Annotated in this window: 15 protein-coding genes and 1 pseudogene; 2 read left to right on the top strand and 14 right to left on the bottom strand. The window is 63.1% G+C overall.

Going from position 1 to position 18,055, the window contains the following annotated elements:
• The first annotated feature begins 29 nt into the window (after positions 1–29).
• Complete coding sequence (locus BA190_RS06400) at positions 30–752, top strand: transcriptional regulator NanR (protein WP_068284367.1); 723 nt, start codon at positions 30–32, stop codon at positions 750–752.
• A gap of 161 nt (positions 753–913) precedes the next feature.
• Here the strand turns inward: BA190_RS06400 and BA190_RS06395 are convergent, their stop codons facing one another.
• From BA190_RS06395 to BA190_RS06335, 14 genes and pseudogenes are all read right to left on the bottom strand, one after another.
• Positions 914–1,942 carry a Gfo/Idh/MocA family protein gene (locus BA190_RS06395; protein ID WP_068284365.1) on the bottom strand — a complete coding sequence of 343 codons (1,029 nt, stop codon included), beginning with the start codon at positions 1,940–1,942 and terminating at the stop codon, positions 914–916.
• Positions 1,942–3,006, bottom strand: coding sequence for an ABC transporter permease (locus BA190_RS06390; RefSeq protein ID WP_068284363.1), 1,065 nt, complete (start codon positions 3,004–3,006; stop codon positions 1,942–1,944). Before BA190_RS06390 ends, BA190_RS06395 begins: the two co-directional genes overlap by 1 nt.
• Complete coding sequence (locus BA190_RS06385; RefSeq protein ID WP_068284450.1) at positions 3,003–4,562, bottom strand: sugar ABC transporter ATP-binding protein; 1,560 nt, start codon at positions 4,560–4,562, stop codon at positions 3,003–3,005. Before BA190_RS06385 ends, BA190_RS06390 begins: the two co-directional genes overlap by 4 nt.
• A 20-nt stretch (positions 4,563–4,582) precedes the next feature.
• Complete coding sequence (locus BA190_RS06380; RefSeq protein WP_068284361.1) at positions 4,583–5,242, bottom strand: DUF2291 family protein; 660 nt, start codon at positions 5,240–5,242, stop codon at positions 4,583–4,585.
• A gap of 343 nt (positions 5,243–5,585) precedes the next feature.
• Positions 5,586–6,527: a D-ribose ABC transporter substrate-binding protein gene (locus BA190_RS06375; protein WP_068284359.1), complete on the bottom strand. Its 942-nt coding sequence runs from the start codon at positions 6,525–6,527 to the stop codon at positions 5,586–5,588.
• Between the two features lie 89 nt (positions 6,528–6,616).
• Positions 6,617–7,966, bottom strand: coding sequence for an MFS transporter (locus tag BA190_RS06370; RefSeq protein WP_068284357.1), 1,350 nt, complete (start codon positions 7,964–7,966; stop codon positions 6,617–6,619).
• Positions 7,967–8,110: 144 nt separating this feature from the next.
• On the bottom strand, positions 8,111–8,938 hold the full coding sequence (locus tag BA190_RS06365; RefSeq protein ID WP_068284356.1) for a phosphogluconate dehydrogenase C-terminal domain-containing protein: 828 nt from the start codon (positions 8,936–8,938) through the stop codon (positions 8,111–8,113).
• A 343-nt stretch (positions 8,939–9,281) separates the two neighbouring features.
• Positions 9,282–10,238, bottom strand: coding sequence for an NAD(P)-dependent oxidoreductase (locus BA190_RS06360; protein ID WP_162275060.1), 957 nt, complete (start codon positions 10,236–10,238; stop codon positions 9,282–9,284).
• Positions 10,207–11,088 carry a glycosyltransferase family 2 protein gene (locus BA190_RS06355; protein WP_082979511.1) on the bottom strand — a complete coding sequence of 294 codons (882 nt, stop codon included), beginning with the start codon at positions 11,086–11,088 and terminating at the stop codon, positions 10,207–10,209. The genes BA190_RS06360 and BA190_RS06355 overlap by 32 nt, the downstream gene beginning before the upstream one ends.
• A gap of 279 nt (positions 11,089–11,367) precedes the next feature.
• Positions 11,368–12,612, bottom strand: coding sequence for a YkvA family protein (locus BA190_RS06350; protein WP_156771382.1), 1,245 nt, complete (start codon positions 12,610–12,612; stop codon positions 11,368–11,370).
• 23 nt (positions 12,613–12,635) lie between these two features.
• Positions 12,636–12,938: pseudogene (locus tag BA190_RS36770) on the bottom strand (transposase); the annotation flags it as partial.
• A gap of 354 nt (positions 12,939–13,292) precedes the next feature.
• Positions 13,293–14,165 (bottom strand): hypothetical protein, encoded by an 873-nt coding sequence (locus BA190_RS06345; protein WP_156771381.1) that lies wholly within the window; start codon positions 14,163–14,165, stop codon positions 13,293–13,295.
• Between the two features lie 101 nt (positions 14,166–14,266).
• Complete coding sequence (locus tag BA190_RS06340) at positions 14,267–15,619, bottom strand: ATP-binding protein (protein ID WP_068284347.1); 1,353 nt, start codon at positions 15,617–15,619, stop codon at positions 14,267–14,269.
• Entirely contained in the window at positions 15,619–16,380 is a 762-nt protein-coding gene (locus BA190_RS06335) for a response regulator (RefSeq protein ID WP_082979508.1), read from the bottom strand. Before BA190_RS06335 ends, BA190_RS06340 begins: the two co-directional genes overlap by 1 nt.
• Before the next feature lie 329 nt (positions 16,381–16,709).
• Here BA190_RS06335 and BA190_RS06330 point away from each other — a divergent pair, with 329 nt between their 5' ends.
• Positions 16,710–18,053: an efflux RND transporter periplasmic adaptor subunit gene (locus BA190_RS06330; protein WP_082979507.1), complete on the top strand. Its 1,344-nt coding sequence runs from the start codon at positions 16,710–16,712 to the stop codon at positions 18,051–18,053.
• Positions 18,054–18,055 lie beyond the last annotated feature (2 nt).

Genomic DNA, 18,055 nt, shown 5'->3' with positions numbered 1-18,055 from the left:
CGAACACACGGCCTCAATCGGAATGCCCCATGCCCATCACCGATCAACGCATTGTCCGTCGCAAGCTCTCCGATGAGGTTTTCGACCGCCTCAAGGCGCTGATCACCAGCGGAGAGCTGCAGCCGGGCGATCCCTTCCCTTCCGAACGCGAATTGATGGACCGCCTCGGCGTCGGCCGTCCCGCCATCCGCGAGGCCATGCAGCAGCTGAGCATTTTCGGCTTGCTCACCATTTCCCATGGCGAGCGCGCGCGCGTTCGCCAGCCCACCGCCAGGTCGATCTTCCAGCAGGTCGACGATGCCGCCAGCGTGCTCCTGTCGAGCTCCCCGGCCTCGCTGGAGCATCTGAAGGAGGCGCGCCGCTTCTTCGAGTTGGGCATGGTGCGCCAGGCAGCCCAGAAGGCGGATGCGCAGGCGGTCGCCGGGCTGCAGGAGGCCCTTGTGCGCCAGCGCGCAAACCTTGGCGACGCCGATGCCTTCATCAATGCGGACATGCTGTTCCACACGCGTATCGCCGCCATCTCCGGCAACCCGCTGTTCGAAGCGATGAGCGAGGCCATGCTCGGCTGGCTGAAGCAGTACCACACCGACTTGCTGATCTGGACCGGCAAGGAGAACTACACCTTGTCCGAGCATGAGGACATCCTCAACTGCATCATCGCCCATGATCCGGACGGCGCGGAACAGGCGATGGTCAGGCACCTCGATCGTTCCGCCTCGCTCTACGTTCACCAGACCGCTGCTTCGGCCTGAGAAAGCGTCGAAGAATCAAGGCGCAGACCCAAGCTATCCGCGCCTTCCTGGGATCGCAGGCATCCTTGCCCGCTCTTGGAAGCGTCGCGATGGACGGAGAGGAAGAGCAGGCAAGGATGCCTGCGATCCCAGGAAGACATATCATCGATGTGTCGGTTGCATCAGATCGAGGCCATCTCGATCGTCCGGTGACTGGCGGCGCTGGCATAGGCCGCCTCGACCAGGGCCATCGTGGCGATGTTGTCCCGGCCGCTCGTGGAGGGTTCCTCGCCATTGCGCAAGCAATGCAGCCAATGGCGCTGGATGGCGAGCACACTCTCCTGGATGTTGTGCCACGGGCGCGAGGCCCAGGGCAGCAATGGCGGCGACAGGTCGACCTCCTCCCGCCCGCCGGGTCCGTTCACGACAAGGCGATAGCCCGTACCGAGCCGCAGCGTGCCCGCCGAACCGTCGATCTCGACGAGCGTCTCGGGGAAAGGATCGACCGGCAGCCTTGTGGCATAGCTGCAGTCGACCACCGAGGACAGGCCGCCCTCGTGATCGAGCAGCATCGTGGCGACGTCCTCGCCCTTGATGGCAGGGTTGACCCGCTGGGTGCGCGCGCTCAGCTGAGTCACCTCGCCAAACAGGAAGCGGGCGATGTCGAGGATATGGATGCCCAGGTCCTCGATGATGAAACGCTTGCCTTCGGCGAGATAGGGCTGGCCGCTGAAGACGTCGAAGCCGGAACGGAAGGATACGCGCGCCCAGAAGGGCCGGCCGATGGCATTGGCATCGAGACGCGTCTTCACGGCCTGGATCGCACTCTGCCAACGGAAATTCTCGTGCACCATCAACGGTACGCCGGCGAGGCGGCAGGCCTCGACCATCGCGCGCGCATCCGCCATCGAAAGCGCGAAGGGCTTCTGGCAGATGACGGGAATTCCCATCTTCGCCGCGAGCTCGACGAGCGGGCGGTGGCTCGCCACGGTGGTGGCGATATCGACGAAATCCGGCTTCTCCGCCTCGAGCATCCGCTCGGCATCGCCATAACGCCTGTCGATGCCGAAAAGGTCGCCCGCCTGGGCGAGGCGTTCAGGATCGCGGTCGCAGAGGGCAACGATGTCGACGCCTTCGGCGTCTCGCCAGGCATGGAGCTGATTGATGGCGAAGAAGCCGCAACCGATCAGGGCACCGCGATAGGACGCCATCAGGCCAGCCTCGCCATCTGGCGCAAGGCAACGCGCTGCTGCAGCCGGCGCTGGGCCTGATCCACCACCACGGCAATGACGATCACCAGGCCCTTGATCACCATCTGCCAGAACTCGCTGACCCCCATCATCACCAGCCCGTCGGAGAGAATGCCGATGACGAAGGCACCGATGATGGTGCCGCCGATGGTGCCGCGGCCGCCCGACATCGAGGTTCCGCCGAGCACCGCCGCGGCGATGGCGTTGAGTTCGAAGCTCTCGCCGGTGGCGGGATGCGACGCCATCAATTCGGAGGAAACCACCAGGCCGACGACGGCGGCGCAAAAGCCCGAGAACATGTAGACGAAGAGCTTCACCCGGTTGACCCGGATGCCCGACAGGCCCGCGGCACGCTCATTGCCCCCAACCGCGAAGATGTGGCGGCCGAGCGGCGTGCAGCGCGCCATATAGGCGGCAGCCAGCGCCAGTACGGCGAGGATCCAGACCGAGGCCGGCAGGCCGAGGAGACGTCCGGCTCCCAGGACGGCATAGCCCTGCGTGCCGAAATCGGCGCGCCCGACCAGGTTGGGAAAGGTCGCGCCGTCGGATGAGAGAAGCGCCAAGCCGCGAGCGATATAGAGCGTGCCGAGCGTCGCGATGAAGGGCGCGACATTGAGCTTGGTGATCAGCAATCCGTTGACGGCGCCGATCAGGATGCCCACCAGCAGGGTGATCGCCATCACCTCGTAGATGTTGAAGAAGATGGTGTAGCCGATGCGAAGGTCCAGGCCGTTGAGGATCAACCCGCCGGCGACCATGCCACACAGGCCCACGATCGATCCGACCGACAGGTCGATGCCGCCAGTGACGATGACGAAGGTCATGCCCATCGCCAGGAAGGCATTCAGCGCCACATGCTTCGACATCAGGATGAGATTGGCCGTGCTGAGGAAGTTCGGCGCCGCCAGCGAAAAGAAGATCAGTACGGCGAACAGGGCGATGAAGGTGCGCAGCTTCATCAGGTTCAGGGCAAGCGAGCCGCTTCCCGCGGACGGATTGTTCAAGGTTTCCTGCGCGACTGTCATGCCGGCGCTCCGTGATTGGCAGAAGAAGAAGGGGAAGGAACGGGGCCATGGCCGAGCGCGGAGGCGGCAACCACCTTGGCGGCAGTAGCCTCGGCCCGCTCGAACAGGGCGGTGAGCTTGCCGTTGCTCATCACGGCGATGCGGTCCGACAGCGCCATCACCTCGTCGAGGTCGGACGTGACGAACAGGATGCCGAGGCCGTCGGCGGCGAGCCGCCGCATGGTGCGGAAGACATCGGCCTTGGCGCCGACATCGATGCCGCGGCTGGGCTCGTCCATAAGCAGCACCTTCGGGCCGGTCATCAGCGCCTTGCCGATCACCACCTTCTGCTGGTTGCCGCCGGACAGGGAACTCACCTCCAGCTCGGGATCGGCCACCTTGATCGACAGATCCTTGACGGCGGCACGAATGGCGGCCTGCTCGCGCCCGCGCCTGATGTGGAAACCGGCGAGGAAACGGCCGAGGGCGGCCATGGACAGATTGGCGGCGATCGAGAGGATGCTGACCAGCCCCTCCCTCTGCCGGTCTTCCGGAATCAGGGCCAGGCCCCGGCGGATGCGTCCCGTCACGTCCTTTTCCGCCACGGGCTTACCGTCCACGAAGAGGCGACCCGTGGCGTGGCGATGGCGTCCCATCACGCATTCGAAGAATTCGCTGCGCCCGGCGCCCATCAATCCATAGATGCCGACGATCTCGCCCTGCCTGACCGACAGCGAGACATGGTCGACCGCGAGGCCCCCGCTCACGCGCGGCAGGCAGACATCCTCCGCGCGAAAGACTTCCGGACCGAGCGGATGATCCTCGGTCTTGGCGAAGTCCTTGGCGTCGGAGCCGATCATCTGGTGCACGATCCAGGGCACGTCGACATTGGCGATGCGCTCCTGCCCGGTGACGCGGCCATCGCGCAGCACCGTGATGTAGTCGCCGATGCGGATGAGCTCTTCGAGCCGGTGGGAAATGTAGACGATCGCGACGCCCCGCGCCTTGAGGTCGGCGATGACGCGGAAGAGGATCTCGACCTCGGCAGCGCTGAGCGCGGAGGTCGGCTCGTCCATGATCAGGATGCGGGCGTCCTGCGCCACCGCCTTGGCGATCTCGACCAGCTGCTGCTGGCCGATGCGCAAATCCTCCACCGGCGTGCGGGCATCGATGCCGGCTTCGAGCCGCTCCAGGAACTCGGCAGCGCGGCGTTCCTGCTCGCGATGGTCGATGCCCAGGGGCAGCCGCACGATTTCGCGGGCGGCGAAGATGTTCTCGGCGACGGAAAGATTGCCGAACAGGTTGAGCTCCTGGAACACCATGCCGATGCCATGCGCCACCGCCTCGCCGGCATCGCGGAAGGCGACGGGCTTGCCGTCGAGCAGGATGCGCCCGTCGGTGGGCTGCACCACCCCTGCAATGATCTTCATCAGCGTTGACTTGCCGGCGCCGTTCTCGCCGACCAGCACGTTCACGGCACCGCGGCGCACGTCGAAATCGGCATGCCTGACGGCGACCGTGCCGGAATAGACCTTCGACACGCCTTCCAGGCGCAGGACGACGTCGTCATCGGGCATGGCAGGGCGGGCCTCCTGCATCATGACCCTGCCCCGAGGCCCAGTTCGGCCGGCGTCACCAGCGGCGGCTTGCCGCCCGGCTCCAACACATAGGCGCCGAGCACCGTCACGGAACGGCCGACCAGCTTTTCGCGCGGCAGGGCCTGCAGCACGTCGGCATTGACCCTGGCGTTGAAGGCCTTGCCGAACTGGGCGTATTCGATCTGATTGGTGAAGGCGTTGAAGGACACGAAATCCAGGCTGTCGCGCAAAGCCGTGCCGCGCACGGCCGGTCCGATCTGCACCACCATGTCGGCCTTGCCGTCCCCGTCGACGTCGACGTCGATGGTGGCGGCACGGGATCCGGTATTCGCCGCCACGATGCGGCCCTCCGCCTTGACCACATAGGTCCAGGGCACGGTGCCCTCCTTGGCCCGATACCCGTATTTCTGCCCGGCCTCGTCCGCATTCTTCGCGGCAAGGTCGCGGACGACGACGAAGTCGCCCGCCTTCGCCTTGAGATAGGGCAGGACCTTGGCTGCCCAGATCGCGTCGACGGCCTTGTCCGGGTCGAAGACGGGCCCCGCGCCCGAAGCACCGACCTGTCGGGCGGCCTCGACTTCGGTGGTCGGCACGATCTTGCACGCTGCAAGGGTGAGCGCCATGGCGGCGATCATCAGCCTGTTGGCAAGCCTGGGCATGGATGGGCTCCGGCCTCGATTGTCGGGATCAGGAACAGGCCCGGGACGCCTCCCGCGAGGCCTATCGCAGTCACACATCTCAACTTCGCAAAAAAGAGCGCGACGATCCTTCCCCGGTTTCGGGGAAGGTGTCATTTCGTAGAAATGACGGAAGGGGGAGAGTGACGCCTGCAGGTCCGAACCTGGTGAGATCGCGCCACTCGACCCCACCCGAGCCGGCTTTGCCGGCCCACCCTCCCCGAAGTCGGGGAGGGATTGCGGCGCCTTACTCGTTTTGGTCGAGATGTGTGAAGTCGAAGTCGATAGATCGCGAGGCGGGTCCCGAGCGACTTTCATCGCAACGTCAATTCGCCAGCGCGAAGGTTTCGAGCTTGCCGGCATTGTCGGGCGTGATCAGCACGCAATCCATCAGCTGCTTTTCCTGGGCGGGGCCCTTCTTGGTCTTGATGTAGGTGTCGGCCTGCTCGACGGCGGTCTGGGCCTGGAGATAAGCGGGCTGCAGGACGGTGGCCTTGATGCCGCCCTGCTTGATGGAATCGCGCACGTCGTTGGAGCCGTCGAAGCCGACCACGATCACATCCTTGCGGCCGGCGGCCTGCAGCGCGGCGATCGCGCCCATCGCCATGGTGTCGTTGCCGGAGATCACGCCCTTGATGTCGGGATTGGCCTGCAGGATGGTCTCCATCTTGCTATAGGCCTCGGTCTGGCTCCAATTAGCCGACTGGCGCGCCACCATCTTGAGGTCCGGATAGTCGTCGATGACGTCATGGTAGCCCTTGGAGCGGATGCCGGCATTGGTGTCGGCCTCCCGGCCGACCAGCTCGACATAATTGCCCTTCTCACCCATCAGCTTAACGAACTCCTGCGCGCCGACCTGGGCGCCCTGGTAGTTGTTGGAGACGATCTGGGCGACGGCGATGCCGGCGACGTTGATCTCGCGATCGATCAGGAAGGACGGTACGCCGGCATCCTTGGCCTTCTGCACGGCGGCTACCGTGGCGGCGGCGCCGGCATTGTCGAGGATGATCGCCTTGGCCCCGCGGGCGATGGCGGTGTCGATCAACTGCGATTGCTTGTTGGCATCGTCGTCATGCACCAGCACCAGCGTATCGTAGCCCAGCGCCTTGGCCTTGACCTCGGCGCCCTGCGCCTCCGCCTTGAAGAAGGGGTTGTCGTGCGATGGCGTGATGATGGCTATGAGATCGGCGGCCAGGGCCGTACCCATTGTTGCCGATGCCATGACGCCGGCAAGCGCAGCGCCCAGCAGAAGTCGTTTCAAGCTCATGTCGTCCTCCCATTATGTGTCGACGGTTCAGTCCGGATGGCCGCCGGTTATGTCCGGCGGGTCGTTCTTTGCCGGGATGCGGGCCGCCCTCAGGGCCTGAGGGGCGCATAGGCCCGCGTGCCCTCCCCGCTTTTCCTGATCTCCCGCCCGACGAGGAAGGCGAGGATGGCCGAGAGCAGCATGAAGGCTCCCACGATGATCATCGGGGCCTGGTAGAGGCCGGTGTAGTCCTTGACGGCGCCGGTGACATAGGGCGCGGCGAAGCCGGCCACATTGCCGATGGTGTTGATGAGGGCGATGCCGGCGGCGGCCGCCGCGCCCGACAGGAAACGCCCCGGCAGGGACCAGAAATTCGGCAGGGCCGAGAAGATGGCGCAGGCCGTGACGGTGATGCAGGCAACCGTGGTCTCAGGCGATGGCATATAGAGGGCCAATGGGATGCTGACCGCACCGACCAAGGCCGGAATGCCGATATGCCAGGCCCGGACCCCGCGCTTCGTTGCATCCCGGCTCCACAGATAGAGCGCGATGGCCGCAGGCAGATAGGGAACGGCAATGACCAACCCGGCCTGGAACACAGTGAATTTGGTAGCGAACTTCGCCTCGAAACCGGAAACGATGGTGGGCAGGAAGAAGGCCAGCGCGTAGAGGCCGTAGATCATGCCGAAATAGATGAGCGCCAGGATCCAGACCCGGCCGCTCGACAGGGCTGCGCCGATCGAGCCATTGTGCGGCTCGCGCTTGGTGCTGTCCTCGCGGGCGAGTTCGCCGGTGAGCCAGGCCTTCTCCTCGGCGCTGAGCCACTTCGCATCTTTGGGCGAGTCCGGCAGGTAGAACCAGGTGACGATGCCGACCAGGATGGCCGGGATCGAGACGCCGAAGAACATGATCCGCCAGCCTTCGAGGCCGAAAAAGCCATGGGCCTGGATCAGCGAAGAGGCCAGCGGCGCGCCGATCACCGTCGTCATCGGCTGGGCGATGTAGAAGAGAGCAAGGATGTTGGCCCTGTGACGGGACGGCACCCAGGTGCTGAGATAGAGGATCGCGCCCGGGAAGAAGCCCGCCTCGGCGATACCCAGCAGGAAGCGCAGGACATAAAGCTCGGTGACGCCGCTGACCCAGGTGAACAGCACCGAGACGATGCCCCAGGTCACCATGATGCGAGCAAGCCAGCGGCGACCGCCGAATTTGTGCAGAGCCAGGTTGCTGGGAATTTCCAGCAGGATGTAGCCGATGAAGAAGATGCCGGCGGCAAAGCCGAATTGCGTGGCGGTAAGCCCGAGGTCCTTGGTCAGGCCGTGTGGGCCGGCAAAGGAAATTGCGGTCCGGTCCAGGAAATTGATGAAGAACATCAGGCCCAGGAACGGCGCCAAGCGCCAGGTGGCCTTACGAATGGCCGACCGTTCGACGGGGGCGATCGCGAGGGTGTTCGAGCTCATTTTTCCTCCCAATGAGCAAGGCGCTTCCTCCCCTATGTTCTTCTATGGAGGGCGCCGGCGGCTGGCTGCTCGACGGATCGTCGACAAGCCTGGTCGAAAGCAGGCAGCCGCCACCCAGGGGCGACGGCTGCTGCAGGATCCGGTTCAGGTGATGCGGCGGATGCTGTCGGCGATCTCGCTCGGCTCGAAGACCCGCTTCCAATCGTCCCGCATGAGGGCAGGCTTGCCGAAGGCGATGGCCTTGTTGCAGGCGTCGGAGAATACGCCCTTGACCTCGTCGAAGATCACCGCGCCCAGCACGTTCATGTGCCCGAGCAGGAAATCGCGGGCCGCCTCATGAGGCACGCCCCGTGCCACGACCTCGTCCATGGCCTCGCGCATCACCACCAGGAGGGTCGCGCAGACGGTCTCCGACAGGCCCGGTTCCAGCAGCGCCATCTGCTCGACGGTGACGCGATGGGAGCGCATCACCGGAGCCCAGATCACCTTGGCGATCTCTTCGCCGATCGCATAGGCGCTCTCAGGGCCCTGCATCAACGCGCTGACGATGTGCTGCTTGGCAGCAATCCCGCCAAAATGATCCTTCTTGGCGGCCATCTCCGTCTCGTCATTGAAGATCGGCGGATGGCAGGGATGGGTGACGAAATAAGTCAGGTCGGGGCGATCGGGCAGGTGACCGGCAAAAGGCGCGGCGGCGTCGAGCACGACCACCATGGTGCCGGGCTTGAGCTTGTCGGCAATGCCGGCCGCAACCTTGCCGATCAGCGTATCGGGCACGGCGAGGACGACCACGTCGGCCCCGTCCAGGGCCGCATCCGGCGCGACGCTGTCGAGGCCAAGTCCGGTCTTGAGACGTTCCTGGCCGGCCGCGCTCACCTCGACGTGCCGGACCTCGAAGCGGGATGCCTTGAGGTTGCTGGCCAGCCGGTAGCCCATCTTTCCCCCGGCGCCAAAGAGCGCGATCGTCGTCATGCAGATCTCCTCTCGAATTCGAGAGGCTTATAGATCTACTGGTATGATGAGTCAATCATCACTTATGATAATGACGTTCTCTCGCCCTTTCCTCCGCTCACGAATGCCGATGCCGCCATACCGGCGAACGGCCACCTGCCGCGTGAGATAGCCCATGCGGCAGATAGATTATTACAAATATATCAACATATTATGGAGAATTTTGTAATTCAATCATCAGGAAGCAAAGGCAACGCCTATGCCTTGCCCATGGCGGTGACGTGCCCTAGGCAGATTGCTGTGTCACCCCCGGAAGGTGGCTTACATCCCTGGCGCGGGCACCATCATCGACCACGGCGTGGCGCTACGCTTCCAGGCGCGCCTGCCACCATCGTATCGTCTCCGACAGCCGGTCGCGCATGGTCCCCATCGGTCGATATCCGACCTCGTTGCGCAGCCTCGTCACATCGGCAACGATGACCGGCGGTTCGTTGGGGCGATCCGGCAGGGCGCCGAAGCGGAGCTCTCCGACACCGCCCGCAACCGCGCGGATCTCTTCAGCCAATTCCTTGATGCACAAAGCTTCTCCCGAAGCGATGTTGACCGCGCCATTGACCCTCGACACGGCAAGCCTCGCCAGGGCTTCGCCGGCGTCGCGCACATTGGAGAAATCCCTGACCTGCACGCCCGAGGACATCAGCACGGGACGCCGGGCCAGAAGATTCATGACGATCGAGGAGACCAGCCTGTTAGGGTGTTCATTCGGCCCGAACAGAAAGAACAACCTGCCCCAGGCGAACTCGATACCGCGCGTTGCAGCCAATTCCTCGATGATCCGGCGCGCGGCGTCCTTGGAAACAGCATAGAGCGTGCTTGGTCGAATATTGGTTTCCACTTCGCTGCAGGCATGACCTGACGAGAGGTCGTATTCCATGCAGGTGCCTGCACACACGATGCGCCGGACCCCCGCCTGGTGGGCGGCGGAAACGAGCTGGATCGTCGCCACCGTCCATCGCAGATTTGCCTCCGCGTCCCAGAACTTTCCATGCTCCACATCCCAGGCCAGGTGAAGCACGACTTCCGGCTTGGATATGGCAAGGGCGACCTCCGCCATCGAGGGATCGAGCAGGTCGGCGACGATGATCTTGCATCCCGGCATGGTCGCGAGTTTGCGCGAGACGACGAAGACTTCGTGCCCCGCCGCCGCGAGCGACGCGGCAGCCCATCTGCCAATAAACCCCGTCCCGCCTGTAACGAGTACACGCATTATTGCCTGCCCATGATATTGCTCAGAAATCTGTATTGTAGCTGGCGCCGCCAAGATCCATGAGCAGCTTTCTCTTGATAACCTTGCGAATCTTGTAGACCCGACGGTCAACATAGATTGGCAATATTGATCGCAAGATCAGTTTCTCAACCTCGGAATACTGAGATCTTTCGATATAGAGGCGGCACTGCGCGGAAAATTTCTTGCGAAGCCCGGTCATCAATGCAAGCGGGGGAGAGGTCCCCTTTTGGGGCGAATAACCCTTGACGACCAAGCGCTGAACGAAGAGCGCCTCAGGCACGACGACGACCGCCTTCTCGAGCAGCGACGGGAACAGGATCAAATGATCGAGGGCCCAAGGATGGGAGAATGCGCGCCAGCATTCCTCGAAATCCGCAAGCAGTCGGTCCCGGCGCCACAGGCCGTAGAACCATCCGGCATGCGAATTGAACATGAGTTGGATGATCGAGATCAGGTTTGATTTACCGACAAAGGGCTTTGGGCGGCTGACGCGCACTGTCCTGCTGAGAGTTTGCGTGCGCGTGGTCGGCACGGCAACGTTTGCGCTCGGCTCAGCCACGAGAGAAACATAGAGCCTTTCGATATAGTCCGGCGCGCACAGATCATCATGAGCACGCCACATGACGAACTCGGCTTCGCAGTCTCTTAGGACACTGAGAAAATTGGGCATTGCCCGAATATTTTCGGGATGCCTGATATATTTGACGCGGCTGTCTCTGGCTGCGAAATCCTGCGCAATCTCCGGCGTGGAGTCCTGAGAAGCGTTGTCGTATATGCGTATCTCGATATCTCGAAATGTCTGAGATATCAGGCACTCAAGACAGTCTCGCAGCTGCTCCGCGCCATTATAGACTGGAACACCTACTATCACTTTCGCAGTCATTGCATTTATCTACCTGCACCCGATGGACAGAAAAGCGCCCCGGCATCCCGGGCGCCGTGCAGCGCCCCACGTGAACGTTGCGGGATTGAACGGAAGGCACCGGCCGGAACTCGAAAGTCTTGCAACCTTCGTATGATCCGTATTCTCGGCCTTGGGTGGCCGGAACATCAGAACTAAGGACGTGAACGGTGACTGAAACTTGGCGTCTCGATTAAGACTTATTACGAGTTGTTATGTCGCAGGAATACTTCTCGCCGGCGTGAGGTTTTTACTGCTGATCTACTGATATTCAAGCCGCCGCAGCATTCGCTGCACGGAGGCGCTATCGGGCCTTCGGCGCGCAAGCGAGCTGCCGCCGCGTTTATATTTGGTCAGCCGGCCTGCCAGGAAAGCGAGCAATGCGATGATGATCGCATCGTCGACATATCCGTAGAAGGCGGAATCGGGGATCAGGTCATTGGGCATCAGGCTGTAGGAAACGGCCGCGATACCGAGCAGCACCGGTGCCACAAAGCGGACAAGATGCTCGTTCTTCCACCATCGCCTGCGCTTCCTGGCGATCCGCACCCGGGATGACCGGCTCCCAGCCAGGTTCTTCGGCCGTGCCGGCGCATCGCCGGACAGGATGTCGCGCCCCTGCTCCCTGAGCATCTGGAAATACGGATCGTCGGCGGACTCGGGATAGAAATCCAGCAGTTCGAGAATGCCCCTCACCGTTTCGTGGTCGAGACCATTGCCGCGGCCGCGAACCCCGACATTGAGGCGGCTGGCCGCCTTGCCCTGTACGGCTTGAACTGCCTGCCTGATCTGGTCATCGGAGACGGCGGCCTGCGCGAAGTTCAGCACCTCCCTGGTGATCTCGACAGGACCCTCGATCAGTTCTTCATAGGTAATCAGCAATCTGTTCGGGGCATTGCGCCAGCTGACATAGAAGTTCAGGTACCAGGGAATGGCGAGGCGCGCGATCATGCGATCCAGGGTCGCGTCGTCCAGATGCGCATGTTCCGGTCTCAGCCAGATCATCGGCCACAGATTTCCCTCGCGCCGGATGTGATCGCGCAGGCTGACGACGCAATCGAAGAGGCTCCGAACCAAAACGATGGGGGTGATGCCATAGTCCTGGCACATCTCCTCGGTCCAGCGATGGTTTCGGATGTGCAGCTGGGCGACATAGTCCTGATCATCGATCTGTTGCAGATAGAATTCGTCGAGCTCCTGCTCCCTGCGTCCGGCGGCCGGTAGCGGAACGGCTCGCTTGAAGTCTCCGATTTCGCTGATGATGTCCGAAAGGAAGGTCGATCCGGACTTCGGCATGCAAGCCAGAAGGATGTGAGTGCGCCGCTTTCCGTTTTCGGTCATCGTCTCTCGCAGTTGGCATATTTGGTCGTTTGAAGGGGACTGAGGTGCGAATGCCGGATCCCGGGCCGGACTCAGCCGACATCCGGCTTGTTCACGACCACCTTTGACCCGACCGGAAATTCCAAGCGCTCTCCGGCAAAGGGGGACGCAGATTGCCGGCGCCATCTGGAGACAGGCGCAAACAGGCGCGCCCTGATATGCTCGCCATCGACCGAAAGGTCCTTCGGTACGGGCCCCGCCGCGGCCAGCCCAGCAAAAATCCGGTGCCAGACATGCCGTTGCGACCAACGATGGAAACGATTGTAGATCGTGCTCGGCCGGCCATAGACAGACGGCACGTCGCACCATCGACAGCCCGTCCTCAGGACATGGAGTATACCCGAGATCACCCTACGGTCGTCGACACGGGGTTTTCCGGCCTCCCCGTGCGGAAGATGCGGCTCAAGAGCCCCCCATGCTTCATCTGACAGCCAATAGAGGCTCTCCGCCATATCACGTCCTCTCGAGATTCACTCCGGCCCAGGCATATGAGTACGCGCACCAGGCAGAGCCGCCTTCGCAAAATGCGCGGATTAACTTTCCAATAATCGCCCCTATAAAATTAATTACTTTTAGAATCTTATATTTATTAAAGATAATTGATAAATAATACCGAATTACGATTACTATATATTGATATATATTTGTTATAATAAATATTCAAAATTATTTACTTACAATTCAAGATATTAAGAAATATTGCGGGATAGCGAGGTCGATCCGAGTCATGCCTGGAGCGGCCTTCCATGGTTGCGGAAAGCGGCCATTTCTGCCCGGTAATCGATGCTCGGTTTTCCGGCAGGCGTTCAGTTGGGGAACACTCTGCGCCCAGGGTTGGCTGGCCGCCCGGTCATTCTGCGCAACAACTGGTCGAGAGCGGCAAGGCCGTCCCCGACCATGTCAAGCGGGCCTCTTGGATAATGCCACCACAGCCAGGCTGCGGTCCGCCTGGCGAACGAGCCTTTGCTGGCCACCCCATCGTTCCCCCAGGCCCGCATGATCAGGCGAGCCCGCTTGCGTGGGCTTCCGCAGGCATACTGGCTCGTTCGATTGTCTGCGACGAGGAGCCCTCCCTGCTCCCCAGCGCGAAATGTCTGGCTCTGCATCCAGCGCCCCGGCGGCCAGGCGGCGCCGAAGCGATCGACGACGAAAGGCGTGAGGCCCCGCGCCATGACCTGCCTGGTCATCCCATTTGGACCAGCCTCGAACAAGTGATCGTCCAGGACCGTCCTGGGATCGCCGAGTTCGAATGCGTTGAACAGTGCGGTCCGGACCATGAAGGCATTGCTGCGGATCGCCATGTTGGGAAAGGGCTGGTCCCAGGCCGCTTCATGGGAGCCGGTGGCACCGACCAAACCGCAATCGGCATTGCGATCGAACGCTCCGACATAATGCGCGAGCCAATTGGCGGCGAGGACCCGGCTCCACGAATTGAAAACCAGGATGAACTCGGTGCCGCAGCTTTCCGAAACCTCCCGATAGATCGAGACCGGCGTGCGTTCGTCGGCAAAGTGCATCACCTTGGCGGAGGCGCAGGGCAAAGCCGCGAGGTCGGGCTGGTGCGGAAGCCGGTCGCCGATGGCATACCCCTTGGCGGCAAAGACGAAATCATACTCTGCGCCAGCCGGAAAGCGCCTGATGCTGCGAAAGAAGGCGCGAGCGTAACGAAGATCGTTCACGTGTCGCCAAAGATACAGGACGGTAATGCGGGGCACGAAGTCCTCATTGTGAGACACGCGATGCGAAGCTCCCGAAGCCCCCTGCGCGAGCGCAGGACGGTTCAGCGCGGATGATCGAGTGCGCCGGCGGACAGGGAGAGCTTGACCTTGAGGCCATGCGGAACATGGTCTGCGAGGACGATGTCGCCGCCGTGCCGCCGCACGATATCCCTGGCTATCGACAATCCCAGCCCGAAGCCCCCGCCGTCCTGCGTGCGGGCAGCATCAGCTTTAAAAAAAGGCTCGAACACCCGCTCGCGCAGATCGGCGGGAATGCCTGGCCCGTCGTCGTCGATCTCGATCTGGGCATGAGGCTGGGGCTGACGGTCGATGAGCGTGACGGTCACCGCACCGCCATGCTTGACGCCATTCTCGACGATGTTGGTGATAGCGCGGGTCAGTTCCCTGGGCCTCGCGCTCCAGGTCAGCTTTGCGGGGCCCTGATAGGTCACCGCATGACCCACGTCGACGAACTGGGAACATATCGTCTGGAGCAGGCTCGGCAGGTCGATCCGCGACATCGCCTCGAACCGGCCATCCTCGCGCAGATAGTCCAGCGTCTCGTTGAGCATGTGCTCGACATTGGCAAGGTCGGTCAGCATCCCCTCGCGGAGCCTGTCTTCCGGCACACGCTCGGCACGGAGCCGGAGCCGGGTGAGCGGTGTCCTCAAATCATGGCTGATGGCGGCCAGCATGCGCGTGCGATCGTCCAGCAGGGCCTTGATACGGGTACGCATATCGTTGAGGGCTTCGGTGACCTGCACGATCTCGCGGGGGCCTCCGCCGAGAATGGGTTGCACATCCTGCGGGGAACGACCGAAGGACTGGGCCGCCGCTGCGACGGCCGCCAACGGCGCGGTGATCGAGCGCACCGCATAGACGGACAGCAGCATCACAAAGATCAGTACGATCGAGAGAACCAGAGCCGTCGGTGTCAGGAACAGGGGCCATGGCGCAGCACCGATCGCGGCGTCGAAGACCAGGGCATGGGCCGCATCGAGCCGCACGACGATCTGCTGCAACGGTCCGGGCGCATAACGCCGCCCTTCGAGAATCTCGACGCCGTAGCCAGACCGGATGTGCCGCGGAACCGGGCTGCTCCACAGGGACCAGTGGGCCTCCTCCGGGGCGGACGCCAGATCCGACAGGGCGACCCGTTCCACCTTCACGCCGGCGTTGCGGATGGCGGCAAGGACGATGTCTGCCTCCGCGGGCGTCCTCGCTGCCTTGATGAACTGGGTGACCCGTATGATGCGAGAAGCCACCGCCGGCGGAGAATCGTCCGGCGGAGGCGCGCTGAACAGCAGAATCGCGAGGATGATGTTGATGATCGTGCCCAGCAGCACCGAAACCACGACGAGACCGGTGACCTGCGTCGTGATGCTGCGCGGGACCAGACGTTCCCAGGCTCGCATCAGTCCGGCCCGACGGCAGGCGTGAAGACATAGCCGCCCAGCCGCACGGTCTTGATCATCAGGGGATCACGTGGATCCGCCTCGATCTTCTGGCGGATGCGGCTGATATGCACGTCGATGCTGCGCTCGATCGGCCCGACCGAACCGCCATGGACGAGTTCGAGAAGATGCTCGCGCGACAGGACCTGGCCGGGATGGCGGCAGAAGGCGAGAAGCAGGTCGAACTCGACGCTGGTCAACGAGATGCGCACGCCCGCCGGATCATAGAGTTCCCGGGCCGTTGGATCGATACGCCAGCCGGCAAAGCACAGGCCGCGTTCGCGCGAAGGCCCTGTTTGCGCAGTGGCCGCCGCCCGGCGCAGGAGGGCCCGGATGCGGGCGACCAACTCGCGCGAATTGAAGGGCTTGGAGACATAGTCGTCGGCACCGATCTCCAGGCCGACGATACGGTCGATCTGGTCGCTGCGCGCCGTGACCATGATGATCGGGATGGCGGATACGGCCCGCAGCCGCCGGCAGACGCTGAGGCCATCCTCGCCCGGCAGCATCAAATCGAGCACCACGAGTTCGACGCCGCCGCGCTCGAGTACCCTGTCCATCTCCACTGCCGAGCCGACACAGGAGGCGGCAAAACCGTTCTCCTCCAGCACGTCTGCAAGCAGACGGGCAATCTCGACGTCGTCCTCGACGCAAAGTATGTGCGGCCTCGCCATCGGCGCGGTCTGGGAAACGGAAGAAATGAAAGTCTGTTCGGCTGGCATGGTGCCATCTTAGCGTCGAGCTGCCTGAGCGGCAGCGGCCTTATTATAATTTTTTGTTGCGCCCCGCACAGCTGCCGCCTGGGCAAGGCAACAATTCGTAACATGACTTAATCCCAGCCCCCAGGGGCAAGGATTATCCTGGCTTCCCATCGAGAGGCGGCATGATGCCGGCGCCGCCTCGGCAGGAGCCACTCTTTTCCAGATGAATTCATCTGCACGAACAGCCCAGCGTCCGAGACTGCATGACGATTGTCGCATAGGTGCCCAAAGCCTTCAGCGCGGCAAGCGCCTGGCGACCAAACCGGCAGCCTTGCCCGAAGATCGCGATCATGCCCAGGACTGAGAGTACCGCCGCCCTGCACGCTGCCCTTCCGGGCGAGCGTGAGCATGGATCCGAAGCTACTCGGCCCGGCGCCGAGACGCTGCACGCCCGATCGCCAAGTCCTGCTCCGCCGCGCGGCGGGCACTGGCGGCGACGGATTGCAAGCCTGATCCTGATAGTTGGCGCCGCCACGCTGCTCGGCTGGCTTGCCAGGACGCAGCTATCACCCACCCCCGCGGCCGACCTGATCACCGCACCGGCCGTGCTCGGCAATATCGAAGAAAGCGTGGTGGCAACCGGCACGCTCAAGCCGGTCAGGCTCATCGCCGTCGGCGCCCAGGTCTCCGGCCGGATCACCGCCCTCAAGGTCACCGTCGGACAGAAGGTCCGGGCCGGGGAACTCATTGCCGAGATCGACGCCCTGACCAAGGAGAACGACCTGCGTTCCGCCCAGGCCACGCTCGACAATGTCCGGGCCCAGCGTGACGAAAAGGTGGCAACCCTGGCCCGGAACGAGGCCTCGCTCGCCAGGCAGAAGCTGACCTTCGCCCAGAATGCCTCCTCGCGCGCGGACTATGATTCCGCCGTGGCCGACGTGAAGGCGACACAGGCCCAGATTGCCCAGCTCGATGCCCAGATCATCGAAGCCGAGGTCTCGGTCTCAACCGCCAAGGTCAATCTCGGCTATACGAGGATCACGGCTCCGATCAATGCCACCGTGCTCGCGGTCGGCGTCCAGGAGGGCCAGACAGTCAATGCCACCCAGTCGGCGCCGACGCTCGTGGTGCTCGGCGATCTCGACACCATGACGATCCGGGCGCAGATCTCGGAAGCCGACGTGGTCAAGGTCCGGCCGGGCCAGCAGGTCTATTTCACCATTCTGGGCGCCCCGGAGCACCGCCTGCATGCAACCCTGCGCTCGATCGAGCCCGCGCCGGAATCCGTCAAGACCGACAGCAGTTTTTCGACCGACAGCACTTCCACGAGCAGTTCGTCCTCTTCCAGTTCATCGGAAGCCATCTACTACAACGGCGTCTTCGACGTGCCCAACGCCGATGGCCAACTGAAGACCTACATGACGGCCGAGGTGCATATCCTGCTCCGCGAGGCCCAGAACGTCCTCACCGTTCCGGCAGCTGCCCTCGGCGGACCGGAGGCGGACGGCTCCTTCAGCGTACGGGTCGTCGAGGCCGACGGCACCGTGGCGCGCCGGCTGGTCAAGCGCGGGCTCGACAACAAGATCACCGCCGAGATTCGGGAAGGTCTGCAGGCCGGCGAGCGCGTGGTGATCGGCGAGACGGGGGCCGTCGCCACCAAGACGATGGCCGGACCTCCACCGGGAGGCATGTGACC

It is taken from the genome of Labrys sp. WJW (genome assembly GCF_001676615.1).
Taxonomy (GTDB): Bacteria; Pseudomonadota; Alphaproteobacteria; order Rhizobiales; family Labraceae; genus Labrys; species Labrys sedimenti.
The sequence above is the reverse complement of the archived record's forward strand: the minus strand, read 5'-3'. Positions and strand labels throughout refer to the sequence as shown.

What these genes read in the sequence shown, in the direction of transcription:
- BA190_RS06400 (WP_068284367.1), top strand. Translation starts at nt 30, where the DNA reads ATGCCCATCACCGATCAACGCATTGTCCGTCGCAAGCTCTCCGATGAG.
- BA190_RS06395 (WP_068284365.1), bottom strand. Translation starts at nt 1,942, where the DNA reads ATGGCGTCCTATCGCGGTGCCCTGATCGGTTGCGGCTTCTTCGCCATC.
- BA190_RS06390 (WP_068284363.1), bottom strand. Translation starts at nt 3,006, where the DNA reads ATGACAGTCGCGCAGGAAACCTTGAACAATCCGTCCGCGGGAAGCGGC.
- BA190_RS06385 (WP_068284450.1), bottom strand. Translation starts at nt 4,562, where the DNA reads ATGCCCGATGACGACGTCGTCCTGCGCCTGGAAGGCGTGTCGAAGGTC.
- BA190_RS06380 (WP_068284361.1), bottom strand. Translation starts at nt 5,242, where the DNA reads ATGCCCAGGCTTGCCAACAGGCTGATGATCGCCGCCATGGCGCTCACC.
- BA190_RS06375 (WP_068284359.1), bottom strand. Translation starts at nt 6,527, where the DNA reads ATGAGCTTGAAACGACTTCTGCTGGGCGCTGCGCTTGCCGGCGTCATG.
- BA190_RS06370 (WP_068284357.1), bottom strand. Translation starts at nt 7,966, where the DNA reads ATGAGCTCGAACACCCTCGCGATCGCCCCCGTCGAACGGTCGGCCATT.
- BA190_RS06365 (WP_068284356.1), bottom strand. Translation starts at nt 8,938, where the DNA reads ATGACGACGATCGCGCTCTTTGGCGCCGGGGGAAAGATGGGCTACCGG.
- BA190_RS06355 (WP_082979511.1), bottom strand. Translation starts at nt 11,088, where the DNA reads ATGACTGCGAAAGTGATAGTAGGTGTTCCAGTCTATAATGGCGCGGAG.
- BA190_RS06350 (WP_156771382.1), bottom strand. Translation starts at nt 12,612, where the DNA reads ATGGCGCCGGCAATCTGCGTCCCCCTTTGCCGGAGAGCGCTTGGAATT.
- BA190_RS06340 (WP_068284347.1), bottom strand. Translation starts at nt 15,619, where the DNA reads ATGCGAGCCTGGGAACGTCTGGTCCCGCGCAGCATCACGACGCAGGTC.
- BA190_RS06335 (WP_082979508.1), bottom strand. Translation starts at nt 16,380, where the DNA reads ATGCCAGCCGAACAGACTTTCATTTCTTCCGTTTCCCAGACCGCGCCG.
- BA190_RS06330 (WP_082979507.1), top strand. Translation starts at nt 16,710, where the DNA reads ATGCCCAGGACTGAGAGTACCGCCGCCCTGCACGCTGCCCTTCCGGGC.